Origin of the sequence: Paraliomyxa miuraensis, assembly GCF_026337845.1 — a bacterium.
Lineage (GTDB): Bacteria > Myxococcota_A > Polyangia > Nannocystales > Nannocystaceae > Paraliomyxa > Paraliomyxa miuraensis.
On the sequence record NZ_JAOVZF010000142.1, the window covers coordinates 147566 to 172049 of the forward strand.

At 70.1% G+C, this 24484-nt stretch carries 21 protein-coding genes; 15 read left to right on the forward strand and 6 right to left on the reverse strand.

Annotation, left to right across the window (positions count from 1 at the left end; genetic code table 11):
• The first annotated feature begins 11 nt into the window (after window positions 1-11).
• Complete coding sequence (locus OEB96_RS09960; RefSeq protein WP_266215293.1) at window positions 12-836, forward strand: hypothetical protein; 825 nt, start codon at window positions 12-14, stop codon at window positions 834-836.
• 70 nt (window positions 837-906) lie between these two features.
• Here the strand turns inward: OEB96_RS09960 and OEB96_RS09965 are convergent, their stop codons facing one another.
• The gene (locus OEB96_RS09965; protein WP_266215294.1) at window positions 907-1410 is read right to left on the reverse strand and encodes a nuclear transport factor 2 family protein; all 504 of its coding nucleotides are present in this window, start codon (window positions 1408-1410) and stop codon (window positions 907-909) included.
• A 246-nt stretch (window positions 1411-1656) separates the two neighbouring features.
• On the opposite strand from OEB96_RS09965, the gene OEB96_RS09970 reads away from it, so the two are divergent.
• The 3 genes from OEB96_RS09970 (at window position 1657) to OEB96_RS09980 (ending at window position 4100) form a co-directional block, all read left to right on the forward strand.
• The gene (locus OEB96_RS09970; RefSeq protein WP_266215295.1) at window positions 1657-2667 is read left to right on the forward strand and encodes a M23 family metallopeptidase; all 1011 of its coding nucleotides are present in this window, start codon (window positions 1657-1659) and stop codon (window positions 2665-2667) included.
• Window positions 2668-2730: 63 nt separating this feature from the next.
• The gene (locus tag OEB96_RS09975; RefSeq protein WP_266215296.1) at window positions 2731-3486 is read left to right on the forward strand and encodes a 16S rRNA (uracil(1498)-N(3))-methyltransferase; all 756 of its coding nucleotides are present in this window, start codon (window positions 2731-2733) and stop codon (window positions 3484-3486) included.
• Window positions 3486-4100 carry a tetratricopeptide repeat protein gene (locus OEB96_RS09980; protein ID WP_266215297.1) on the forward strand — a complete coding sequence of 205 codons (615 nt, stop codon included), beginning with the start codon at window positions 3486-3488 and terminating at the stop codon, window positions 4098-4100. Before OEB96_RS09975 ends, OEB96_RS09980 begins: the two co-directional genes overlap by 1 nt.
• A 35-nt stretch (window positions 4101-4135) precedes the next feature.
• Here the strand turns inward: OEB96_RS09980 and OEB96_RS09985 are convergent, their stop codons facing one another.
• The 3 genes from OEB96_RS09985 to OEB96_RS09995 all read right to left on the reverse strand — a co-directional run bounded on the left by OEB96_RS09985 (window position 4136) and on the right by OEB96_RS09995 (window position 6005).
• Window positions 4136-4771 carry a hypothetical protein gene (locus OEB96_RS09985; protein WP_266215298.1) on the reverse strand — a complete coding sequence of 212 codons (636 nt, stop codon included), beginning with the start codon at window positions 4769-4771 and terminating at the stop codon, window positions 4136-4138.
• 28 nt (window positions 4772-4799) lie between these two features.
• Window positions 4800-5303, reverse strand: coding sequence for a hypothetical protein (locus OEB96_RS09990; RefSeq protein ID WP_266215299.1), 504 nt, complete (start codon window positions 5301-5303; stop codon window positions 4800-4802).
• A gap of 204 nt (window positions 5304-5507) precedes the next feature.
• Window positions 5508-6005 carry a DUF6484 domain-containing protein gene (locus OEB96_RS09995; protein WP_266215300.1) on the reverse strand — a complete coding sequence of 166 codons (498 nt, stop codon included), beginning with the start codon at window positions 6003-6005 and terminating at the stop codon, window positions 5508-5510.
• Window positions 6006-6503: 498 nt separating this feature from the next.
• Here OEB96_RS09995 and OEB96_RS10000 point away from each other — a divergent pair, with 498 nt between their 5' ends.
• The 8 genes from OEB96_RS10000 to OEB96_RS10035 all read left to right on the forward strand — a co-directional run bounded on the left by OEB96_RS10000 (window position 6504) and on the right by OEB96_RS10035 (window position 18656).
• Window positions 6504-7619, forward strand: a complete 1116-nt coding sequence (locus OEB96_RS10000; protein ID WP_266215301.1) for a thermonuclease family protein — start codon at window positions 6504-6506, stop codon at window positions 7617-7619.
• 5 nt (window positions 7620-7624) lie between these two features.
• A complete protein-coding gene (locus OEB96_RS10005) occupies window positions 7625-9625 on the forward strand; it encodes a hypothetical protein (protein ID WP_266215302.1) in 2001 nt (666 codons plus the stop codon).
• A gap of 98 nt (window positions 9626-9723) precedes the next feature.
• Window positions 9724-11508 carry a hypothetical protein gene (locus tag OEB96_RS10010; RefSeq protein ID WP_266215303.1) on the forward strand — a complete coding sequence of 595 codons (1785 nt, stop codon included), beginning with the start codon at window positions 9724-9726 and terminating at the stop codon, window positions 11506-11508.
• 47 nt (window positions 11509-11555) lie between these two features.
• The gene (locus OEB96_RS10015) at window positions 11556-12632 is read left to right on the forward strand and encodes a hypothetical protein (RefSeq protein ID WP_266215304.1); all 1077 of its coding nucleotides are present in this window, start codon (window positions 11556-11558) and stop codon (window positions 12630-12632) included.
• A gap of 104 nt (window positions 12633-12736) precedes the next feature.
• The gene (locus tag OEB96_RS10020) at window positions 12737-14035 is read left to right on the forward strand and encodes an RNA polymerase sigma factor (protein WP_266215319.1); all 1299 of its coding nucleotides are present in this window, start codon (window positions 12737-12739) and stop codon (window positions 14033-14035) included.
• 69 nt (window positions 14036-14104) lie between these two features.
• On the forward strand, window positions 14105-14926 hold the full coding sequence (locus OEB96_RS10025) for a hypothetical protein (RefSeq protein ID WP_266215305.1): 822 nt from the start codon (window positions 14105-14107) through the stop codon (window positions 14924-14926).
• 173 nt (window positions 14927-15099) lie between these two features.
• A complete protein-coding gene (locus OEB96_RS10030) occupies window positions 15100-17178 on the forward strand; it encodes a hypothetical protein (protein WP_266215306.1) in 2079 nt (692 codons plus the stop codon).
• Between the two features lie 98 nt (window positions 17179-17276).
• Window positions 17277-18656, forward strand: coding sequence for a cytochrome-c peroxidase (locus tag OEB96_RS10035; RefSeq protein ID WP_266215307.1), 1380 nt, complete (start codon window positions 17277-17279; stop codon window positions 18654-18656).
• Here the strand turns inward: OEB96_RS10035 and OEB96_RS10040 are convergent.
• A complete protein-coding gene (locus OEB96_RS10040; protein WP_266215308.1) occupies window positions 18643-20253 on the reverse strand; it encodes a serine/threonine-protein kinase in 1611 nt (536 codons plus the stop codon). The genes OEB96_RS10035 and OEB96_RS10040 overlap by 14 nt on opposite strands.
• A 39-nt stretch (window positions 20254-20292) precedes the next feature.
• Here OEB96_RS10040 and OEB96_RS10045 point away from each other — a divergent pair, with 39 nt between their 5' ends.
• The 3 genes from OEB96_RS10045 to OEB96_RS10055 all read left to right on the forward strand — a co-directional run bounded on the left by OEB96_RS10045 (window position 20293) and on the right by OEB96_RS10055 (window position 22953).
• Complete coding sequence (locus tag OEB96_RS10045) at window positions 20293-20883, forward strand: RNA polymerase sigma factor (RefSeq protein ID WP_266215309.1); 591 nt, start codon at window positions 20293-20295, stop codon at window positions 20881-20883.
• A gap of 143 nt (window positions 20884-21026) precedes the next feature.
• Window positions 21027-21947 carry a hypothetical protein gene (locus tag OEB96_RS10050; protein ID WP_266215310.1) on the forward strand — a complete coding sequence of 307 codons (921 nt, stop codon included), beginning with the start codon at window positions 21027-21029 and terminating at the stop codon, window positions 21945-21947.
• A 46-nt stretch (window positions 21948-21993) separates the two neighbouring features.
• Window positions 21994-22953, forward strand: coding sequence for a hypothetical protein (locus tag OEB96_RS10055; RefSeq protein ID WP_266215311.1), 960 nt, complete (start codon window positions 21994-21996; stop codon window positions 22951-22953).
• A gap of 25 nt (window positions 22954-22978) precedes the next feature.
• On the opposite strand, the gene OEB96_RS10060 is transcribed toward OEB96_RS10055, so the two are convergent.
• Window positions 22979-24436 carry a phospholipase D-like domain-containing protein gene (locus tag OEB96_RS10060; RefSeq protein WP_266215312.1) on the reverse strand — a complete coding sequence of 486 codons (1458 nt, stop codon included), beginning with the start codon at window positions 24434-24436 and terminating at the stop codon, window positions 22979-22981.
• Between the last annotated feature and the right edge of the window lie 48 nt (window positions 24437-24484).

Below are 24484 nucleotides of genomic sequence, written 5' to 3' on the forward strand. Positions count from 1 at the left end.
TCTTCGGGGCGATGAACCTCCTGCCCCGGATGCCCAGTGTCGACGTGGCGTGGTCGGCGATTCCGATCGCATTCCTCATCTACGTGATCTTGCAGATCGACGCGCGGCGCAAGGACAGCCCCACCGCTGGTGATGATCAGCTCGGGATCAAGACGGTGGCCGCCACCTTGTCCGTGGTGAGCACCTTGTTGTTCGCGCTCGGCCTCCAGGGATTCTTGGCCGCGCTGTTCACCTTCGACGGGGTGGGTGCGCGGCTCAAGGCGGCCGCGCCCTCGCTGCTCGTGGGTGCGGTGGGGGTGGTGGCCATGGCGTTGGTGCTGTTTCCGCGGACCAACGCCAGCGAGTTTCCCAAGGCCAAGCGACTGGCCGCGGGTGTGGTGGCGCTGGTGGCCGGCATTGCCATGCTGCCCGCGCTGGCCTCGTTCCTCTCGGCGCTGCTCGAGTGGCCCAGCGGAAAGGTGGTGGGCACCGAGTTCGCGACCGCGTTGACGGCCATCGTGATCTTCGCGGGCGGGTTCGTGGTGCTGGGCAAGCTCAGCGGACTGAAGATGCCCGAGCCCAAGGCCAAGCCGATGGGACCGCCGGGAGGCGGCGTGCAGCCGCCGGCGCCGGGCGGGATGCAGCAGGCGCCCGGAGGGATGCAGCAACCCGGAGGGATGCAGCCGCCTCCCGGTGGGATGCAGCAGCCCCCGCAGGGCTATCCGGGGCAGCCGCCCGCGGGGATGCAGGCGCCGCAGGGATACCCACCCGCGGGGATGCAGGCGCCACAGGGGTTTGCGCCGTCTGGTGGAACGCAGGTGCCCGGTCAAGGGCAGGGCGGCTGGCCGCAGGGATAGCGTGGCCGCGGGTGCTCGCACCACCCGCGAAGTGGAGCACCACGGCAAAGCGGGTGCGCGTGGTGGGTTGCTAGCGCACGCCGGCGCTGGTCTTGGCCACCAGCCAGTGCGTGCCCATCACCACCGAGCGCCCGATCCGGCCGATGCCCGCCACCGCGTGCTCGACCACGCGCGAGCGGGCCTCGGCGACCACCTGCAGCACCTTCATGCGATCGTAGAAGTCGACCTGTCGGGCGATCATCCCGTGATCGTCGTAGGTGATGGTCGAGATCCCCGGGAACTCGAAGTGCCCGCCGCCGCGCCGCGTGCCCGGCAGGCGGTTTTGCCAGTGCGAGACCACGCGTCCCTCGTCGACCACCGTCCACTCGATGGGGAACGTCCATGCCTCGAGCCCGGCCATGCTCTTGACCAGGAACGCCCGGATCGCCTCGCGCCCCACGAGCTCGCCGAAGTAGGGCTCGGAGTAGCGGCCGTCCTCTGCGAACAGGTCGGCGATGGCCCCCCAGTGCCCGGCCTCGTGGAGCTTGCGATGCCGATCGTAGGCGGCCCGGGTGTCCTCGCGGGAGAGCGTCATGGAGCGCGGAGGGGACCACGGCGGCCGCGGTGGGGTCGATGATCCGCCGCACACCCGGCGGATGACTCCTTGCTCCGGGAGGCTTGGTGGTGTCCTGGGTCGCGTGGGCTACCTTCGCCGATCGCCGGCTCGCGAAACCCGGGTTGGCCCAGCCACCCCGGCGTCAGCCACAGACGAATTCTGGCCCCTAGACCCCTCTGAACGCTGGTCGGGAGGCCTTCGATCGGTTACCACGGGATCGTGGGCGTGCACGGGATCGGTGCGAGGCGGGTGCTCGGGATCGCGGTTGCGGCCTCGATCTCGGTCGGGATCGGGGGCTGCGGTGACTACGAGGACCCCGGTCCTGCCTACAACCCCGAGCTCGGGCCCGCGAGCACGAGCGACGACACCGCGGGCTCGGGTAGCGAGGTCTCCACCTCCCTCGCAGACACCGGTGCTTCGGACGATGCGGAGTCCACGGGCTCGACCGGCCTGCCGCCGCTCGACGACACCGGGACCACCGGTGAGCCCAACGATTGCCCGCGCGTGCGCGTGATGGTGGCCTCGGGCGAGGTCCTCAACGTTCGGCCCACGCCCTCCACCGCGCAGGCGCCCATCGGCACCCTGCCCAACAATGCGATCGTCGACGTGATCGAGGAGGTCGAGGGCGAGGAGATCGACGGGATCACGCTGTGGTTCCACATTGCCACCGACTCGCTCGACGGCTACGTCTTCGGTGGGTTCGCCGAGTGCACGTTCGAAGAGCCGCCCGAGCTCTTGCCGCCCGACGGGTTCTGGCTGCCGCTCGAGTGCGGAATGTCGGCCACGATCTCGCAGGGCAACGACGGCGGAGTCAGCCACCAGGGCAACGCCTACTATGCGTTCGACTTTGCGATCGGCCTCAACACCCCGCTGGTCGCGATCGCCGACGGAGTGGTGCTCCATACGTTCGCGGAGACCGGGCCGGGTGACCCCTGCTACGCCGGTGGCGGGCCCGAGTGCTTCGCCTACGGCAACCTGGTGGTGCTGCTGCACGGCGACGGGAGCACGTCGCTCTACAAGCACCTCAACGAAGTGCTGGTGGCGGACGGGGAGCTGGTGCCGCGCGGGTATCCGGTGGGGCTGTCGGGGTCGACCGGATACAGCACCGGGCGGCACGCTCACGTGGCGCGGCAGGAGGACTGCGGGGCACCGAACTGCCAGTCGATCCCGCTGGAGTTCGTGGACGCAGGGGTGCCGGTGACCGGGCAGCAGGTGACGTCGCAGAACTGCCCGTAGGCGGCTCCTGCCTCCGCGGCCGGAGATCGGCGGTCATCGGCGGTACCATCGCGGCGCTCCGCCATGAACGTGATCGTGCTCGAGCCCTCGGACTTCATCGGCGAGGGGGTCGTGCGTCTGTGCGATCGGCGGCGGGAGCATGCGCGCAAGCACCTGCGTGCGGAGCCGGGAGATCGCCTGCGAGTCGGGTTGCTCGATGAAGGTGACGAGGCTCCTCTGCCCAACCTCGGGCACGGGGAGGTGCTGCGCTGCGATCGCGAGGCGCTCGAGCTGCGGGTGTCGCTCGGGGAGCGGCCGCCGGCCGCGTCGGGGATCGTGCTGGCGCTGGCGCTGCCGCGTCCGCCCACGCTGGAGAAGGTGCTGCAGCAGGGAACCGCGCTCGGGATCAAGCGCTTCTTGTTGTTCCACAGCCGCCGCGTGGAGCCGAGCTACTGGGACTCGTCATTGCTCGCGGCCGCGGCGCTACGGCGGCACATGCTGCTCGGGCTGGAGCAGTGCGTGGACACGGTGCTGCCAAGGATCGAGATGCATCGCGGGTTTGCGGCATTCGTGGAGGAGCGGCTGGAGCAGGAGCGCGCGCGGGGGGTGGTGGTCGTTGCGGACCCCGAGGCCGCCGAGATGTGCCCGTGTGGCGGCGAGGAGGGCTCGCTGTGCCTGGTGCTCGGGCCCGAGGGAGGGTTCGTGCCGTACGAGCGGGAGCGGTTCGCGGGGCTCGGGGATCGGATGGTCGGGCTCGGGCCGCGGATTCTGAGGGTGGAGACGGCGATGGTCGCGTTGGTCGCTCGGCTGGGGGGGCCGCCCACGGTACTCTGGAAGTGATGCGCCCCGGCGGTTGGATCCTCGTGGCCTCGTTGACGGCCTGCGCTTCGACACCGGCCGCCACGCCCGCTTCCACCACGCCCGAGGCCGCGCCCGCCGAGGCGCCGATCGAGCTCGACTTGATCGAGCGCCACGACGTGGAGCCCATCAACGACGAGCACGCCACGCACCGCCCGAGCCCCGAGCCGATGGCCACCCAGCACCGCGAGGGCTGTCAGCGGGGCGAGCCCGCGGCCTGTCACGCCGAGGCGCTCGATGCCTACTACGCGATCCCCAGCCCCGACAACGACCGGCTCGCGTACTCGCGCTTCACCATGGCCTGCGACGCCGGCTACGCGCCGAGCTGCAACGGCCTGGGCGTGATGATCATGCAAGGCCGCGCCGGGCCCGTGAACACGACGCGAGCGATGCAGCTGTTCGTCTCGGCCTGTGAGGCGGGCGCGAGCACGGCGTGCCACCACCTGGCCGATGCCGCCCGCACGGGGCAAGGCCTCGCCCCGAACCCCGCGCTCGCCGAGCGAGCCACCGCACGGGCACGCTGCGCGTTCGAGGCGAGCCTGGGCAAGACCGAGCTGGCGACCTGCCCGGCGCTGGGCGAGGTGTCGATCCCGTGAGGGCACGCGGCACCGAGCTGGCGTGGCCCGTCGCGCTACTGCGCCGAGCAATCGAACAGGAAGGTCGCCACGTAGGGCCGAGCCCGATCCTCGGGTTCCGGCAGGATCGTTCCCCGTGCACAGTTGACGGCGTAGTCTTCGTGCAGGAAGGTCTCGTAGCCGACCACGGCGTCTTCGAAGCTGCCGAACTCGACGGTACCGGTGCAGCTGTCGGTACGGCAATCGGTGTCCAGCAGGCGCGCGTCGACCCGTGTGGAGAGCAGGCGCAGGTCCCGATCGAAGGAGGCGCGGGCCTTCGGCGCCCATGATCCGTCCACGGGCTGATGCGCGTGGGCATCGAGCTGGGCCTGCCACTCGCTCCGCACCCGGCGTCGTTCCTCCTCGGGGTCGAGCGCCGTCGGGTCGAATTCGACGGGTGGCTGGGTCACCAGCGCGTCGTCGTCGTCGGTCGCGGGCGCGCGGCGACCGAACGCAGCGAACCGGCGACGCGCCAGCGGAGTCCGTCGCACCGTGGATGACGCGCGTACGGAGCGCTCGCCCGGCACGGGTCGGAGCTCGCTGGCCGTGGCCGTCGCGTCTTCGCTCTCCTCTTTGCCGGGCATGGTCACCACGAGCGCGGCTCCCATCGTGCACGCGGCGATCGAGAACAGGATCGTGAGCCTCGCTGACATGGCCGCCCTCGGTCCTCGGTGTCCCTGGCTAGTCGACGGTGAAGTAGCCGTTGATGCTGCTACGGGACGATCCCTGGCGAGGCGGCAGCTCGATCCACAGGTAGCCGAAGTTGCCGTCGTTGAGCCACTGACCGAGGTTGGGCTGGAGCGTGACGTCGGTGACGTTGCCGACCTCCGACACGGCCTTGGGACCGCACCACCCGCCAATCTCCCACCACGCGGACGCGCACGCCATCGCCTCGACGCGGCCGGCGGTCGTGCCGTCGCGAGCGTGCAGGTTCAGGAGGGTGATGTTGCCCTTGGGGTAGTAGTCGCTCTCGGGCAGGTTGCACAGCACCTGCATCGAGCTGGTGGGACTGTCGTTCATCAGGGCCCAGGACATGTCCTTGGGCGAGCCGTTGAAGGTCTTGCAATCGAACGCGGTCGAGCGCGTCCACTTGGCGTCGACTTCCATCGGGTTCATCAGCACGACCGATGCGCCCAGCACGAGCAGGCACACGCTCGTTCGGATTCTCTTCTCGTCGTTCTTCATGTCGGCCTCCTCGTGGCTACGAGTGGTGCACGATGCTGGCCAATGGAACGGCGTCCATGCCGAGGGGGCTCGGCGACGAATCAGGCGGGCGCCCACTCCGCCGAGATCGACCCGGGTGTGAGCCGCTCGCATCGTTTCCGCACGAGCGCGCGTCTACGCCCAACGACGAGGGCGCCGCTCCGCGACTCCGAGCGCGCTCGGCACTCAGTTGATGAGGACCGAGCCGCCCTTGATGCGGTTGACGCCCTGGGAGCGCGTCTCCACGTAGGTCCCCCGGATGATCACGCGCCCGTTGCGACGCAGCACGAGGCTGGCGTCGCCGCAGCGCAAGACCAGCTCGTCGGCGGCCTCCACCTCCACGCGACGACCATCGGCCTGGACCTCGACCGGAAGCGGGGGCGGAGCCGAGGTGGCGACGTCTTGCAGCAGCCCCACCACGATCGGTCGCCCGGGATCACCCTCCTCGAACAGCAGCAGCACCGCTCGCTGCTCTTGCACCGCGCGCTGCAGATCGTCGGGTGCGAGCACCACGGTGGTGCGTGCTCGCAGCGGGCCGAACGGGTTGCCAGGGAAGTCGACGAGCAGACGACCCTGCTCGTTGTGTCCGACCAGCCTGCCCGTGCGCGGGGCGGTGATCGGACCGAGCTCGACCGGAAGCTCGACGACGTCGGCGGACTCCTTGGGCTTGGTCTCGTGGCTCATGGCGGGTTCGACCACGATAGCACCACGACGCGGATCGGGAATCGAGAAGCGACGCGCTCACGCATCCCGAATCCAAACGGCGTGCAGCGATGCACCATCGACTCGGCACGCATGGGTCACGACGCACGCTCGAAGATCTTCGGTGCGCGCTCGCTCGATCCGCTGTCGCCTCGCAACCTCGCGAGCGCGATCACCAAGCCGCATCGAGACACCCTCGCGTGACCCCGCGGCGTTCACATCGCGCCGCGGTCCCACGCCGCACCGTTGCCCACCGTCCCACCGTCCCACCGCTCCACCGATCTCCACCACCCGACCGATCTCCACCGCCCAGCCGATCTCCCACCGTCCTTTGCTCTCCACCACCCGCGTCATCGGGGACCCGCCGACCACGGCCGACGGATCCTCACGAGATCAATCCACTTTCTCCCCCCCATCCAGGGCCCGAACTCGCCCCGAACCGTTTGCACGCGCGGCTCGCTTTCGTCCATGATGCCCGCGGTGCCGAGTCCGGAAACGAGCGTCGAGGGTGCGCGGGCGAGCGATCGCCGCCACGCCACCTCGATGCGCGTGCAGGCCGAGGCATGGGAGAGCACCGCGATGCACATGGACGACCATCGACCCCGTCGGCGCACCCGGCCGGGCTTGGGCCTTCTGGCCTGCCTTCCCGCCATGGCCCTGGTCACGGCTGCCGCCTCCGCGGCGCTCGGCCTGCTCGGCAGCCCGCACGCCGACGCCGGCGAGCCGCGCAGCAAGGTGATCCTCAACGGCAAGCTCGTGCAGGTCACCTTCAACGACGGCGACAGCTTCCGCGTGCTGGCGGGCGACATGCAGGGCGCCAAGGCGCGCCTCTCGGGCTACAACACGCTCGAGTCCTACGGGCCCGTGCACCAGTGGGGCACGTGGACCGAGAAGGAGCTCTACGTGATGGCCAAGATGGCCACCTACCACGCGCGCAAGGGCGTGTGGGAGTGTGAGACCGACGGGGCCACCGATACCTACGGCCGCATGCTGGTGTGGTGTCCCGATCTGGCCGAGGACCTCGTCCGCCGCGGCATGGCCCACGTGCTCACGGTGGGCGACGAGCCCGGCGACCCCAAGCTGGTCGAGGCCCAGCGCGAGGCCATCGAGGCGCGCCGCGGGCTGTGGTCGCACGGGGTGCCCGACTTCATCCTCACCTCGCTGCACTCGGCCGAGGAGGACTCCGACGGCAGCGGCACCTACAACCGCCTGGTCTCCACCGAAGACGGCCACTCGGTGAAGTGGAAGCACCAAAACCGCTACGTGGAGTGCTCCAAGGTCTGCCACATGATCCACGACGTCGACGCCGCGACCATCGACGAGGTCGCCAAGGCGCTGCGCGAGGACTCGGCGGTGGCCACGATCGTGGAGCCGCTCGACGACCAGGCCCTGCGCAAGGTCGTGTCCGACTTCGCTCGCTTCCGCCACGTGGATCGCGAGGTCGCCAAGGACGACCGCGATGCGCTCACGCGCCACCTGCAGGGCTACGCAGCGGCCGGTCGCTTCGGCAACGGCCAGCCCGAGCCCGGCGCCTGCATGGTCCACATCGACTTCAAGCGCCGCTTCGGCACGGGTCGCGCCGCATGTCTCAAGTAAATAGGTTGTCGATCGCGAGCCTGGCGCTGCCGCTCTTGGCGGCGTGGAGCCTCTCGGTGGCCTGCTACAACGAGCCGCTGCTGCCCGTGTTCGGCTACGAGAACGACGACATCTCGTGCTCGGACCACAACGACAACGACAACGACTGCCTCGTCGACTGCGAGGATCCCGACTGCCTGGTGCTGTCGACGGTGTGCGGCGAGGTGGTGCCCGAGGGGCTCGACGACCAGATCGAGGATCCCTCGCAGGGCTGCGTCACGGTGACGCTCGAGGACGGCACGCGTCAGAAGGACTGCACCAACAACCTGCAGATCTGCCGGGACTTCGTCGACAACGACCTCAACGGTCAGTTCGACTGCGGCGATCGCAAGTGCCAGGACGTGTTCGAGACCGGGTGCCTGCGCGAGGTGACCAACGAGCTGTGCAGCGACGGGATCGACAACGACCAGAACGGGTTCCTCGATTGCGCCGACTTCGGCTGCCGCCGTAGCCCCCTGGTCGACGTGTGCCGCGAAGGGGTGATCTCCACCGACGCCGAGGGCGTGATCGACGTGAGCCCCAACGGGAGCAACTGCGCCGACGGGCTCGACGGCGACGGCGATGGCAAGATCGACTGCGAGGACGACTGCGACCTGACCTGCAGCGCGACGATGGAGGAGCTGATGGAGGCGGGCATCGATCCCGACGAGCTCTACCCCCGGTGCTGCGAATTCCTCGGGGTGATCGACTACGAGTCGTGCGCGCACACGGCGATGTGCGGCTCGCCCGAGAACACCCCCCAGGCCTGCGCCAACGGCCTCGACGACGACAACGACGGCTACATCGACTGCAACGACTACGACTGCCTGGGCAATGATCCCGCGCTCGTCGAGCTGTGCGACGACATGGAGGTCACGCTGGCCGAGTGCACCGACGGCGCCGACAACGACGGCGACGGCATGGCCGACTGCGACGACCGCGAGTGCGGCCAGAATCCCGACCCCCAGATCCGCGAGCACTGCAACGGGCTCGAGGCCTCGGTGCTCCAGTGCAGCGACGGGCTCGACAACGACGGCGACACCTACGTCGACTGCCAGGACTTCGATTGCTCGATGAGCGACGACCCCGAGGTGGTGGCCCTCTGCGGCAGCGGCAGCGGAGCCAGCGGCGGTGGCGGGCTCCAGCTTCCGCCCAGCCACGGCGGCGGGGGCACGGGCGCGGGCGATCCGACCGGCGGACCCGAGGACACGGTGGAGGAGTGCTCGGACGGGGTCGACAGCGACGGCGACGGCTTCATCGACTGCGACGACTTCTCGTGCTCGATGAACACCGACCCGGCGATCCAGGAGCTGTGCGCAGGGGCCGAGGAGGACACGGTCGAGGAGTGCAGCAACGGCATCGACGACGACGGTGACGACTACACCGACTGCGCCGACTTCTCGTGCTCGATGAGCGACGACCCCGCGGTGATCGAGCTGTGCGAGGGCGCCGAGGAGAGCACCCCCGAGGAGTGCAGCAACGGCATCGACGACGACGGCGACACCTACGTCGACTGCGCCGACTTCTCGTGCTCGATGAGCGAGGATCCGGCCGTCATCGAGGTCTGCAAGGACCAGCTCGAGAACAACCCCGAGGCCTGCTCGGACGGGCTCGACAACGACGGCAACGGGTTCATCGACTGCCAGGACTTCGGCTGCTCGATGAGCGACGACCCCGCCACCCTCGAGGTCTGCGAGGGCAAGCTCGAGAACAGCCCCGAGTCCTGCACCGACGGGATCGACAACGACGGCAACGGGTTCACCGATTGCGCCGACTTCGGCTGCTCGCAGTCCGACCTGTTCGAGGTGCTGCAGGTGTGCCAGGAGAGCCTGGGCCTGTCCAACGCCGAGACCGACCGGCGCTGCAGCGACGGGCTCGACAACGACGCCGACGGCTTCACCGACTGCGACGACTTCGACTGCAGCCACAACGCCGAGGTCACCGTGTGCCCCGAGCTGGGCTACTGCGCGACTGGCCGCACCGGCTAGGTCGTGCCGCCAGGGACCCCCGACCGGCCGGACCCGTCCGCTTCCCCCGACCTTCCCTCTCTTCCGATCCGCGACCGACCGCACCGACGAGCAAACCGATGGACCTCCGCGCAAGAGCCGTGTCCCTTTGCCTGTGGCTGAGCTGCCTGGGCTTGCCGATGCTGCTGCCCGCCGACGCCGACGCCACGCCCTTTGGCGCGGGCGCGGCTCGAGTGCTGGCGCCGGCCGGGCCCGCCACCCCGGCGACCCCGGCCACCTCCCCGCCCTCCACCAGCGGGCCTGCGGCCGAAGACCCCGAGACCACGGCCCAGCCGGCTCCCGAGGGGTCCGTGCCCGAGCACCAGCCGCGACGGACCGAGACGGTCTGCAACGATGGCAAGGACGACGACGGCGACCTCGTCTACGACTGTGGCGACGCCGACTGCAAGAAGGATCCCGCGTGCCAGTCCGACGGGCAGCGCGAGTACGACGATGCGCGCTGCAGCGACTGGGTCGACAACGACCAGGATGGCTACGTCGACTGCGACGACTTCGATTGCGGTGATGCCGACGTGTGCAAGGGCTCGTGGGACGTGGCGCCCACCACCAGCCGGGCGGCCCAGGGCGGCAACGGGACCAGCGTGACGCTCGGCCAGGGGGGCGCCACCCACGACGGCGCCTCGGTGGGTCTGCAGGAGGGCCAGGCGCCCGAGGACCTCATGGGGGTGGGGCTCGATGCCGACGGCGAGCGCGACAACTACACCTGCTCGGACGGCTTCGACAACGACGGCGACGGCAACGTCGACTGCAACGACCTCGGCTGCCGCCTCGACACCGCGGTGACCGTGTGCCAGGGCGAGGGCGACTTCCGCTTCTCGGTGGTGGCCCGGGTGTCGCAGAGCGCCGTGCTCACCAACGACACCGAGGCCCAGCGCAGCCCCGACGGAGAGACCTTCGAGCGCTTCGACACCCAGTTCGAGACCATCCAGCTGCGCGTGCTGGGGCAGCTGCCGTTCATCCAGAACTCGTTCTTCCTGCTGTCGATGCGGGCCGAGCGGACGCCTCGCATGACGTTTGCCACCTTCCAGGTGCCGCTGGGCAAGAAGGGGCACTACGTCAACGTCAACAGCGGCGGCGGCGGGCTGTCGCTCGAGCTGGTTCGCTCGGTGCACAAGCGCCTGCTGGCCGACCCCGCGTTCTACGTCTACAACGCGTTCGAGCAGGGCAACGGCGCGGCGGTGGAGTTCGGCGGGCCGCTCGACAAGAAGGGCAAGTTCCTCTACCGCACGTTCCTGGCCGGCGGGGCGGGTCGCTTCAACGGCAACATCGGCGGCCGCTTCTTCCCCGACGACAACCGCAACTACACCTGGTCGGTGGGCGCGCAGAGCTGGATGAACCTGGTGGGCTACTACAGCCGCTGGGACTCGCCGTTCCTCTATACGCCCGCTCCCACCACCCTGGCCGTGGCCGTGGGCGCCAAGTACGACCAGCGCGCGCAGGAGCGCTACCCCGCCGCCAACATCCAGGCCGTGTTTCGCTGGCGCCGGCTCATCGTGCTCGGCGAGGCCTACGGCAAGCGCGAGCTCAACTTCAAGAACTGGCAGCTGGCGGTCAACGGCCAGGTGGGGGTGCTCGCGATCAAGAAGCGCCTGATGTTCGCGGGTGACGCCGGCACCTACCTGGGCACGGAGTTCGAGGATCCGCCCGCGTTCCTGGGCTCGGATCTGCGACGCCAGCTCCGCGAGTTCCAGTACCGTGCCGCGGCCCACGTGTACCTGTGGCGCAACGTCCTCTACGGGACCCTGATCTTCCGCGACCGCCGGATCGAGCCCAACGAGGCACAGGGACAGGTGGGGATCCAGAAGCTCCAGGATCTGCGTCTGCTGCTCACGTATCGCTGGTAGGCCGGGGCTCGCGCGCGCGGCGAGGTTCGGTGTAGGAATGGGATGCCGTGCTGGTCCCCGCCCTGCTCGCTGCGCTCGTGATCGAGCTGCTCGCTGCGCTCGTGATCGAGCCTCCCGCATTGCCCGAGCCGCCGGTTCTGCCCGAGCCGCCCGCGACACCGGGCCCGGGCGAGCCCGCGACCGAGGATGATTCGATCCACTGGACGGCGCCGGTCGGGTGTCCCGCGGCGGGCGAGCTGCGTCGCGGGATCGAGCGCCGCCTGGGCCGAACGCTGGTGTCGAGCGAAGCCCAGGTGGACGCGAGGGTGGAGCCGAGGGCCGAAGGCGGCTACCGGCTGGCGCTGCGAGCGAGCGCGGGGACGCTGGTGGAGGAGCGCACGCTCGAGGCCGATGATTGCCGCGCGCTTGCGGACGCGACCGCGTTGATCGTGGCCCTGGCGATCGATCCGGTGGCGGTGGCCGAGGTCATCGAGCCGTGGGCCGAGGCCGATCCGCTCGAGCCTCCCGTGGCGCCTTCGCCCACGCCTGCGCCAACGACCACCGCGCCCGCCGACGAGCGGCTCGCAGCGCCGACGGCCGATCGCCCGACCGAGCCCGAGCCCGGCGCGCGACGGAGGCCGGGTGGGCTGCTGCGAGCAGGGGCCGCGGTGGGCCTGGGCGCAGTGCCGGGGGTGACCGGTGCAGTGTCACTGGCCGCGGGCTTGCGGTGGACTCATGCACGGCTCGAGCTCGAGGGCGCCTACTGGATCCCTCGCACCAGCGAGCCGGTCGAGGGTGCTCGCGTGCGAGTGCAGCTGGGCACCGCCGCGGTGCGAGGGTGCGGCCAGCTCGGTCGCGATCGCCTCGAGGCACCGCTGTGTGGAGGGCTCCAGCTCGGAGGCATGCGCGGCGACGGCGTCGATACCCCCGGGGCTCGGGCCGCACAGGGCCTGTGGCTGGCGATCGAGGCCGGCGTGGGGCTTTCGTGGTGGTTTCGACCCCGCTGGGCGCTGGCCGGGAGCTTCAGCGCTGCCGTGCCGCTGCGGAGCCCCGGGTTCGAGCTGTCCGGCGATCCGCCGCTGCGGCTGTTCGAGTCCTCGACGGTCGTGGGCCGGCTGGGGCTCGGCATCGAGCTGCGACTGTGAGGGATGTTGCGCAATACGCGCGCGAGTAGACGGAATTTCGACCGAGCCCGAATTCTCCGTGACGGATCGGTCCGCACCCCGGAGAACATACTGGTCACGTGCCCATGCAGGCGCAGGCCAACGCCTTCGAGAGGGTCTACCGGCGGGAGCTCCCGTTCGTGTGGGCGGCAGCGCGTCGCATGGGCGTGCATCCGGCCGCGCTCGATGACGCGGTGCAGGACGTGTTCCTCACCGCCTACCGGCGCTGGGGCGACCTGCACTACGAGGTCTCGCCGCGGGCGTGGCTCTACGGCGTGACGCGGCGGGTGGCGTTTCGCTATCGACGCAGCGAGGCTCGCACCCTGCGGCGCAAGGCGGCGGTGGCTCGGGCCGACGACGCGCGCTCGGCCATGCCCCAGGCCGAGCGCGATGGGGCTCGCGACGTCGATGCGGTGCTGGCCTCGCTCGATCCCAGCCAGCGCGAGGTGTTCGTGATGGCCGATCTGCTCGACATGAGCGGACCCGAGATCGCGGCCGAGCTGAAGATCCCGCTGAACACGGTGTACTCGCGGCTTCGCCTCGCCCGGCGTCAGCTCGAGCGCAAGGCGCTGCGGGGCGAGGTGGGGCCCTGGGCGGCCGCGGTGCGCCGCAAGGAGCAGCCGCCGCCCGAGCACGTGCAGCGTGGCTGGGCCCTGCTGCTGCCAATGCTCCACGAGGGTCCTGCCGTGGGGTTGCTCGGAGGCGCGAGCGTGGGCAAGTGGCTCGGGGGGCTCGCGGCGGCGGCGGTGATCGTGGGCGCGGCGGTCGTGGGTGGATCGATTGGGCCCGAGCGGATCGACGATCGAGCGCCCGTGGTGAGCGCGGCATCTGCCGACTCGAGCGCCGTGGGCGAGCGTCGCAGCGGGAGCTCGGGTGACGACGCGGGGGAGCGGTCGAGCGAGCCGGTCGAGGCGATGCCGACGGCACCGAAGGCGGTCGCATCGGCAACGGTGGCCGTGTCGGATCCGATGGCTCCCACGCCGTCCGCTCGCTCCGTGGCCCCAGCGACGCGCTCGTCGAGCGAAGCCCCGTTCGGCGCCGGGGTGGCCCGAGACCTTCCCGCTGCATCTGCGGCGGCATCTCCCGCAGTCGAGCCTTCGGTCGACGTCGACCCGCCCGGGCTCGAGGCCGAGGTGGCCGCGCTCGATCGCGCCGCAGAGGCGTTGCGCTCCAACGATCCCGCACGGGCCCTGCACTGGCTCGCGGAGCACGAGCGAAGCTTCCCTCACGGTCGTCTGGTCGACGTGCGCAAGGCCACCCGCGTGCGCGCGCTGTGCCGCCTGGGCCGCGAGTCCGAGGCTCGCACCGAGGCCGCCGCGCTGCACCGCGAGCACCCCGATTCCGCCGTTGCTCGACGCGTGCCCGATTCTTGTGCCGATGTGTGACGGAATGGGGTCGGCTTCGGAGAAGAGCAGGGTATGACCTTGCATCACTCCTTTGCTCCCTTCGCTTCCGTGCTCCTCGCCTCGCTCGTTGGCGCCTGCGTCGTCCCCAAGTCGGTCGGCAGCGGCGAGGACGGTGCTTCCGGCGATGGCAGCGGAACCACCGACAAAACCACCGACGGCGCGACCGATACCGACCCCGCCGACACCGACCCCACCGACGGCGCCACCTCGCAGGTGCCCACCACCGGCGCCACGCTCACCGGGTTCGAAACCACCACCGAGGGCGAGACCGGCATGGCCTGGCAGTGCCCGCCGACCCCCGAGTTCCAGTGCACCCAGCCGGTCACGTGCAGCGAGGGCTGCGGCGGTCCCTTCAGCCCCTTCGACGAGCAGGGCTGCCTGCGGCCCTCGTGCGCCAACGATGATGGTTGTGCCGACGGGGAGACCTGCCTGCACCCCATCGACTACGGCGGCTGTGCCAGCAGCGGGATGTTCTGCAGCGACGGCCCGGGCGGCGAGTGCCAGTGCGGTGGCGATCCCGACTGCGGCGGCGGCTTCTGCGTGCCGGACGACGAGGTGCCTGCGCTCGATTGCTTCGGGTTGCCGGACGAGCCGAGCTGCATCGATGCCAACTGCTCGGAGTTCCACACCGTGCTGCAGATCACCGACACCTGCGAGTGCATGCCGGGGGTCCCCGCGTGCCTGCTGTTCCTTGGGGACATCGGTGGCCCGGACGCGCCCAACTACTTCTGGCACGAGGCCACGAACACGGTGGCGATGTTCGGGACCGACTGGTTCGAGCCGCCCGTGGGCTGGCAACCATGCAGCGCCCCCGGAGCACCGCCGGCCTGCGGGTGCTACGAGCCGTACACGGAACCACGGTGTCCGTGACGGATTGGCGGCGGCCCCGACAGGCCCTACAGAACAACGTTCTGCTCCCATGGGTGGGTGTCCTCGGAGCGTCGGGGCCGCTCAGCCGCGCGGTGGCGCCGGATCATTCCGATCCGCGAGCAGGACACGCAAGAAACCGCGGACACTTTGGAGCCCATCGTCATAGCCTGCATGTGAGCACCTCGAAGATGATGCGGTTCCTGCTGGTCGCGGCCCTGGGCGCCGGCTGTGGTGGCGGCTCGGGATCGAGCCCACCCGGTCATGAGACCGAGTCGGGGACCGGGGCAACCGGGGACACCGGGGGAACAATCTCGGGATCCGTGGACTCGAGCAGCGGCGTGGACGGGTCGACCGGGGACGATCCCACGGAGACCACGGGAGGCGAGGACGTGTCCTGTGGCGACCTCGGCGGGATCGAGAGCCCGCTCGCGCCGCTGCCGGAGTTTGCGTGGGTGCACGGTCAGGTGCGGGGAACCGGCGTGTCCTTGTCGTTCGAGCCGGTCGACGGTGCGCGCGACTACCGGGTGTACACGCTCCCGTCCGCCAACGCGGTCGTCGACGACGGTCAAGGCCAACACATCGACGGCGCCATCTATCGCTGTGCGGGGGATCGGATGGCCCCGCCGCTGCCCTACACCCAAAACGGCTTCTTGACCGTCGACGCCCGGTCCACCGGCGACATCAGTGGCTACGTCCGGAGCGAGGAGGAGATCACGCTCGGCTGGGTCTTCGCCACCGAGGCGCCCGATCGAGTCCCGGTGTATCAGCTCGGCAGTCCGGAGTCGGGCCACGACGGGTTCTGCTATGCCGGGCACTACGCGGTCACTCGGGTGCCGTTCTTCACCGCCGACCCCGCGCAGCGCGAGGCCTGGCTGGCCGAGGGCTACCGCGACGACGGCATCGCCTTCTGGGTCTCCGAGGCGGGCACGAGGCCGGTGCGTCGAGGCTCGGGTCACCTGTTCTATGCGTCGGATGCCGAGGTCGCAGCCCGCGGAGAGGGCGAGGTGCTGTTCGACGTGCTCGACGCCGAGCAAGACGGGGCCGTCCCGCTCATGCGCTTCACCATCTTTCCGTGTGGAGGAGCGATGCACGACGTGCTCGCCGCGGGCGAGGCTCGCTTCCAGCGGGCGTTCGAGCAGGGCAACCAGCCGGTGTGGGAGCTCGAGTGGCCCGACCTCGAGCCGGGCGAGGTCCTGGTCGTCGAAGCGCTCGACGCCGGCTGCCCGTTTCAGGGGCACCTGTCGGCCCGCTCGGTGCCCGCCACCGGGTTCGCGCAGGATTTCGTGACCCCCGAGGAGGCGGCGGCCCAGTCGCCCTACGGGGAGCTGTTCGTCAACGGGCAGCACGACCCCGCCTCCGATCCTCAGCCGATCGCGCGATCGTTCGTGTGCCCCGAGCCCGTCGCCAACGAGTCGATGGACGTGTTCCTCGACTTCGACGAGCCATTCGAACTCGAGCAAACGGACCTGTCGGACAGCGGGTTTTGGGACCTGCACCTCGCCAACGACGACTTCTTCGCGAGCTTCTACCGCATCGAGCCGGACGTGTGGGGCCTCGGCAGCGTGATGGGAGAGCTGTGGGTCACCTACGCCGACTGGGGGGCAGACGTCAACGGGCGCTTCCGGCTGACGTCGACCCAGCACGCGAGCATCGGGGAGGGCTTCGTACACGCGACGGTCGAGGTCGATCTGTGGTCGACGGGACGCCGCTACCCGCAGCTGTGGATCTCCAGCGCCGAGGCGCCGGTCCAGGACAACATGATCAGCGCCACGACCCTGAACCTCCAGATGTTCGGTGGCTGGCCGTCCAGGGTCGAGATTCAGCAGTGCATCGACCGCTTCTGGGACGTCAACGATCAGTGCCCGCAGTTCCCGCTCGACCGCGGCGAGTTCGACGACGGCCCCTGGCCCCCGCGTCCCCCGGTGGGGGAGCTCTCCGCGCCGGGCATGCGGATGCGGATGGACCTCTACGCATCCGCCGACCGAGCCTACGCGTTCGTGGGCGGCATCCCCTGGGGGTGCGTCGACTATCCCAACCTGCTCCCCGCCGGGGACGTGACGGTGACCTACGGCGACGTCCTGTACCACTCGGGCGTCGACGAGTCGGTGGTCTTTTCGGACTACATGCCCTTCATCCATGACTACCAGCTCACCGAGTCTCGGCGTCACGTCGACAACTTCGGCTTCAGCTCGGGGGTGGACGCACCCGAGTGGAACCACGACATCCTGCCATGCGTGACTGCACTCGAGTAGCCGCGTGCCTGGGCCTTGCGGCCCTCATGGCGGGGTGTGGCGACGAGGCTCCGTCGAGCGACTCGACGACGACCTCCGGGACGACCTCCGGGACGACCATGGAAACGACCGCGGCGTCGACGGAGGAGGGCGACGCCACGACCGAGGAGCCATCGGATCCCGACTCGGGCAGCTCGACCGGCGCCGAGCCGCACTCACCAGACCCGACCCCCGAGGAGTGGGCGCTGCTGCAGACGCTGCGCTACGACGAAGGGCCGCCACCGGCAGACGTGACGAACGCGTGGGCCGACGACGACGCCGCCGCGCTGCTGGGGCAGGCACTGTTCTTCGACCCTCGGTTCTCGGGACCGCTGCTCGACGGTGACAACGACGGCGACCCGGACACGCTGGGCGAGCAGGGGCAGACCGGTCGGGTCTCGTGTGCCGGCTGCCACATCCCGGAGTCCGGCTTCTCCGACACCCGAAGCCCGCACCAGCAGATCTCGCTCGCCTCGGGGTGGGTCCTGCGCAAGACCCCATCGCTGCTGGACATGGGGTGGATCCGATTGCTCAGCTGGGACGGGCGTCGCGACACCGCCTACGGCTCCCTGTTCGGGGCGCTGGAGAACCCGCTCGAGTTCAACGGCTCGCGCCTGTTCATGGCCCAGCAGCTCCACGCGCACCATCGCGAGGCGTTCGAGGACGTGTTCGGGCCGATGGAGGATTTCTCCGACCCGGGCCGCTTTCCCCCGCTCGAGCCCACGGAGGCGGGGTGCGACGCCCTCAACGTGCCGGTGTCCGAGTGCCGCGGAAAGCCGGGAGACGAAGGCCCCTACGACGGGATGGCCGACGCCGACCGGTTCGCGGTGGACCGCGTCGTCGTGCAGGCGGGCAAGGCCATCGGCGCGTACATGCGGCGGCTGCGGTGCGGATCGAGCGAGTTCGACGCCTGGCTCGACGGAGGCGAGCCGGCGCTGTCGGACGCCGCACGACGAGGCGCGCGATGGTTCGTGGGCGAGGGACACTGCATCGATTGCCACGGCGGCCCGCTGTTGAGCGACCACTCGTTCCACAACGTCGGCTTGCTCCCGGCCGTGGTCGCCACCGTGTTCATCGATGACGACGACCCGGGCGCGATCGAGGGGATCGCGGGGGCCATCGACGACCCGCTCAACTCGCGCTCGGTCCACAGCGACGGGGACGATGGGCGCCTGCCGCGGGATGTCGACCGCTCGATGCTCGGTGCGTTCAAGACCCCATCGCTGCGGTGCGTCGACCTGCGGCCGTCGTTCATGCACACCGGCCAGTATCGGACCCTGGAGCAGGTCGTGGGGTTCTTCGCCGAGGGTGGGCACCCGGTGGGCTATCCCGGGGTCAACGAGCTCCAGCCGACCGATCTGGATGCCCAGCAGCGCGCAGACCTCGTCGCGTTCCTCGAGGCGCTGCGTGGTCCCGGTCCCGATCCTTCGCTGCTGGAGCCCCCGGCTACCGGCCCCTGAGCAACGAGAGGTCGCGCGCATGGTCGAGCGGGCCGAGCGGCTGCGGGGCGGCGCAGCGGAGCGCCGCGACTCGGGCCTCGTCTGGACGATCCGTCGGCTCGCGGGTGCCGGTGGCGACCAGCAGGTACGCATGATCGAGACGGCCGGCCGTGCGCGCGATGGGGCGCCAGTCCTGACCATCGTCGCCGAACGCGTAGGAGATCGTCTGGAATCCTTGGTCGTGCTGCTCGAATTGGAGCCGGAAGTGGCGGTCCTCGGGGCCGAGCTCCAGCTCGAGACCCCGCAGGCCAGGCGCGAGCGGGAAGACCCAGCGGCCTTCGATGATCAGGATGCCGGCGATCAGGCGATGCTCTCGATCTTCGATGCCGACGATCAGCTCTCGGCCCTTGCCTCCGGTCGGTGCATGAACGACCTCGACGTCGAGCGCACGTTGGTCGAGGCTGATGAGCCGTCGCGTGCGGGCATGCACGTACTCGGGGCCCGCGGCGAGCCGGAGCTGACCCGGCGGGAACGACAGCCGCTCGGGGACGTCCGCCTGCCAGGCCTCGGTCGAGGCGAGGAAGTCCTCGCCGATCGTGCACGGGGGCGGGCGCTCGACCACCCCGGCTGCGGGAGAAGGGGAGAGCACGGCGGTCGGTCGCTGCCCGGCGAGCACCATGCCGCCGATCGCCAGCACGCCGAGGCCGGCGGCGAGGGACCACGGGCGCCAGGCCGGGCCCGAAGGGCGGGGATCGAGGCGCGCGATCAATGCCTCGATCGACGGGAAGCGCTCGGTCGGCTCGGGGCTCAGCCCGCGGCCGACGACGGACCACAGCGCTCGGTCGAGCTCACGAGGGCGCGCCGGCACGCGCTGCGCGGTACGGGTGTCGGAGTAGGGACCAACCCCGACCAGCAGCTCGAACAGCGATGCGCACCAGGAGAACTGGTCCGTGTTCGCCGATGGGGGAGCGCCGCGCCACAGCTCGGGGGCCATGTAGCGCGGGGTGCCGGCCAGGGCGGTCTGCGTGCGGTCGTGCTGCTCCGCGCCGGCGCTGCGGGCGAGCTCGGCCTCGGAGATCGGCTCGTCTCGCTCCGTCGCGAGCCCGAAGTCGATGATCTTCGGGGTTCCGTCGTCGTCGACGATGACGTTCGTCGGCTTGAAGTCCCGATGGACCAGACCCGCGGCATGAGCGGCCGCCAGTCCGCGCGCGCACTCGATGAGCGTGCTGGTGATGGTGCGTGCGTCGGGTTGCGCCTCTCGGACCCACACGTCGAGGGTGCGGCCTCGCAGGTACTCCATGACGACGAACACCTGCCCGTCGTCATCCTGGCCGACCTCGAAGACCGTCACCACGTTGCGGTGCTCGAGGCGAGCCAGTGACTCGGCCTCCTTGCGAATGCCCAGCCGGGTGCGGGGAGCGGCGTCGCTGGGGTGCACCTTGAGCGCGACGTTCCGCTTGAGCTCGGGATCGAAGGCCAGATACACCACCCCCATGCCGCCGCGGCCGAGCTGCCGACGAACCTCGAATCGGCCGATCCGAGGAGGGGGAGCCTCGGGGAACAGCGCGTGTTCGAGCAGCGACAGCGTCGTGCCGCCGTGGTGTCCCTGCGCGCTCACCCGCGACGGATAGTATAGAATCGCGTGCCAGGGTTGTGAATGGTGAGTGACGACGGAGAGCTTCATCGTCGCTGGCAAGGCGGGGACCGTGAGGCCGGCCGGCTGCTCTTCTCGCTCCACGCCCGAGGCGTCATCAGGTTCTTTCGGAGCAAGCTCCCCGAGGTGGCCGAGGATCTCACGCAGGAGGTCTTCGCTCGCTTCTTCCGATCGGCGCGCACCGAGGTCCACGTTCGGGGCTTTCTGTTCGGGATCGCTCGCAACGTACTGTCCGAGGAGCTGCGCCGTCGTCAGCCCGACGTGCGCCTCTCCGATGTGAGCATCGCCGAGCTCGCGCGGCCCTCCAGCACCCGGATGATCGCGCGCCAGTGGCTCCTCGACGCGCTGCAGCAGCTACCCATCGACGATCAGATCGTGCTCGAGCTCCAGCACTGGGAGGGCATGTCCTCACCCGAGCTCGCCGTCGTCCTGGGCGTCTCCCCGAGCGCCGCGCGCACCCGGGTGTCGACGGCTCGCAAGCGCTTGCGCTCGATCCTCGAGCGGCGCTCGGGTTCCGACGCCGTCCCGGCCGATTTCCAGGAGCTCGAGAGCTGGGTGAGCGCGATCCGCCAGGCCCTCGACGCGGCGAGGTGAGCTCGGGCCCGCGGCGGGCCGGTGCGCTCCCTCTTGGCCCGCTCGACGAGCAGGTGAACGATCGAAGAAGAACGGGTGACGGATTGAGGCCGACCCCGGAGAAGAGCAGGGTAGCCGCCCCCATGCTCGACGCTCGTCCCCGTGTGCCCCTCGCGATTCTGACCCTCGTGGCCACCGCCCTGGGAGGGTGCGTGATCCCCAAGACGGTGGGCGAGGGCGAGGGGAGCACCAGCAGCGACGGGCCCGGCGATGGCGATGCGTCCACGGGAACCACGGGGCCCGGGGGCTCCACGGTGGCCGACACCGGCTCCACGGGCACGAGCACGGGAGCGGGCACCGGCACGAGCACCGGCCCCGGCACCACGGCCGACGACACGGGCACCACCGGGGACCCGGGCATGGTTTGCGACCCGCCGCCCGAGGCGCTCGAAATCTCCGGCGACCTTCGCCTGGTCGACGACTTCTTCGGCAACGTCATCGTGGATGGCCCCTGCGACGTGACGACGCTCGAGCAGGTCGACGGCCAGCTGCGGCTCGTGCTGCAGTGTGGCGCGACCGCGATCGAGCACGAGGTGAGCTCGTTCGACGGGACACTGCCGTTCGGGGAGGGGCAGACCGTGCAGGTGCGAGCGGAGCACGAGATCCCCATCGATGGCGCCCACGACGTCTTCCTCGCGATCTCCGGACCGGACGGCAACCTGATCTACGGGTACTGGTCCTGGTACGGGCTCGCTCCCCGCAATCACCACATCGACTGGTATGCCCCGATCGACCTCGAGCTCGTTCACGACGTGTGCGTGCCGGAACCCTACGAGCCGCCGCCCGATGACACCGGGTCGAGCTTCATCGTCGAGCCGTGCGGCATACAGGTGGAGCGCAAGGCGATCGACGTGCAGGTCGGGGATGGCCAGAGCCAGCGGCTCTACGACGAGGAGCACGCGCTCGTCGACGGCTACGATGTATGGGTCGCGTCGGCCAAGCAGCTGCACTACGTCGCCGTGCTGCCGGAGTGCTTCGAGGGGCAGGTGGACGTGGCCCGGGTGCTGATGATCGATTCTCCGTGACGGATCGCCCCGGACCCCGGAGAAGTACGATGAGGAAGACTTACCCATGAACCTCTCGATCTCGGCTCGCACCTCGATGACCCTGTTGCTCGTCACCTCGTTCGTGGGAGGGTGCGTGATCCCCAAGTCGGTCGGTGATGGCCCCGATGGAGGCGAGAGCACTGGCAGCAGCAGCGAGAGCGTCGATGCCGGCGGACCCGGTGTCGATGCCTCCGGGGGCTCGACCAGCGGGGCGAGCGGTCAGACCCCCACCACCACGGCTCCTCCCGATTCCACGGGAGACACCGATCCGGCTGGCTCGGAGGACACCGGGTTCACGTTCTTGATCGAAGGGGACGGGGGCGGGATCATCGATCCCTGTAGTCCCTGGGCGCAGGATTGCCCAAACGGTGAGAAGTGCTCGCCTTCGTCCCTGGGAGGCGGCTCCGTGTGGGACTTCTGGCGGTGCAGCGAGGTCCCCGAGAACCCGGATGCGGTGGGGGAGCCCTGCATGGCGGAAGGTTCTCCGACCTCTGGCATCGATTCCTGCGACTTCGGAGCGTTCTGCTGGGAGGTCGATCCCAAGACCCTCGAGGGCACCTGCGTGGCCCTGTGCACGGGCTCCGAGGACCTCCCCTCGTGCCCGGGCTCCGAAACGTGCCTCATCGCCAACGAAGGCATCCTGCCGCTGTGCCTCGACAGCTGCGATCCCCTCCTGCAAGACTGCGGACCGGATCACGCCTGCTACCCCGGTGAGAGCGGCTTTGCCTGCCTCCCCGCGGGCTTCGGGGGCACGGGGGCGCCCGGGGACTCGTGCGAGAACCTCGCGGCCTGCGATCACGGCAACGTCTGCGTGGAGCCCGAGTCCGTGCCCGACTGCGGCAGCATCGCCGGGTGCTGTACGGCCGTGTGCAGTCTCGGCGATCCCATGCCCTCGTGCTTGCCCGGGCAGGTGTGCACGCCATGGTTTCAGGCCGGCATGGTGCCGGCGGGCTACGAGGACGTGGGAGTCTGCGCGCTGCCGTAGGCCGGCGCACGGCCGCGCTCGCGCGTCACTGGCCCGTGTGCGCCACCAGGCTCACGTCGCGCAGCATCTCGGGCTCGCAGGTCATTCGCCCGCCCTTGTCCACGATGGTCCACGGCGGCAGCGGATCGACGGGCGGCGGGTTCTGCCCGCACCCCGGATCCTCGGCATCGATCACCCCGTCGTAGTCGTTGTCGATCCCATCGGTGCACGCGGTGCCCGAGTCGCGCGACTCGGGGTCGGGGTTCTCGTGCAGCCAGCGGTCGTCGATGTCGGCCCAGAGCGCCTCGTAGAACTCGCCGTACTGGGCCGCGAGCGCCTCGCTGTGGATGATCACCACGTTCTCGTCGTTGGTGTCCTCACCCGCGGTGGTCCAGTTCATCGAGCCGGTGATCACGGTGTGGCCGTCGATCACCGCCGACTTCATGTGCATCTTGCCGCCCCAGTTCTCGACCTTCACCGGGATCCCCACCGCTCGCAAGAGCTCGTGCTTGGTGAAGCCGTTGCTGGCCGCGGTGGCGTCGATGATCACCCGGACCTCCACCCCGCGCAGGTGGGCGTCGATGAGATCGGCCGTGATCAGCTTGTGGGTCAGGTAGAACACGGCCACGTCGATGCGCTCGTTGGCCGCCTTGATGATCGGGCGCAGGCGCTCGCGCACCGGGCTGTCCTGCGGCGAGAACAACAGCTCCACCTCGGTGTCGCCCACCATCGCGCGCAAGCGGCCCCGCGAGCCCTTGTCGTCGTGGAACAGGCCGTCCTCGTACATCTGGTCGAGCTCGGCGAGGTAGCCCTGGGCCACCCGGCGCGAGTCGAGCACCGTGACCAGGTTGGCGTTGTAGCCACCCGAGCAGGTGTCGCTGACGTTGGTCGAGCCCGTCCACACGAAGCGCGAGTCGACCACCACGAACTTGTTGTGCATGATGGCCGCGCCCTGATCGAGGTGGTCGCGGCTCGAGTGCGCCGCCAGCAGGCACCGGTCGCCCAGGTCGTAGGCCAGGCACTGCACCGGGCCGAGGTAGCCCTCGGGACGGGCGCAGCGGGGCTCGGGCACCGAGGTGCGCTGGGCCTCCTTCAGCCGCCGCTGGTCGACCTTGCCGTCGTCGCGCACGTCGCCCAGGGTCTTCACGAACGCCTCGGTGTCGGCGTAGTAGTTCAGGCCATCGGCGTCGCGGTCGACCACCCCGCGCACGAGCACCCCGCGAGACTGGGCCTGCTGCATGGCCTCCACGATCCGCGGCTGCCCGCGCACGCCGTAGACCGCAAAGTCGATCGTCTTCTCGGCGCCGTCGATGAGGCCGGCCAGCGAGGTGCAAAGCTCGGCCACGCACTGCGGCTGGGGGCCCACGCCCTGCGGGGCGTTGAGCAAGAGCCCGATCGAGCCCTGGGGATCTTGGAGGATCGGGGCGTCGGAGCCCTCGGCATCGGGCGAGCCCGGGGGACTGCACCCGAGCACCAGCGCCAAGCCGAGCAGACTCCGCCTCACGGAAATCGATGGTAGCCCGTGCGGAGCGCGGTTGCTCGGCTTCGCGCA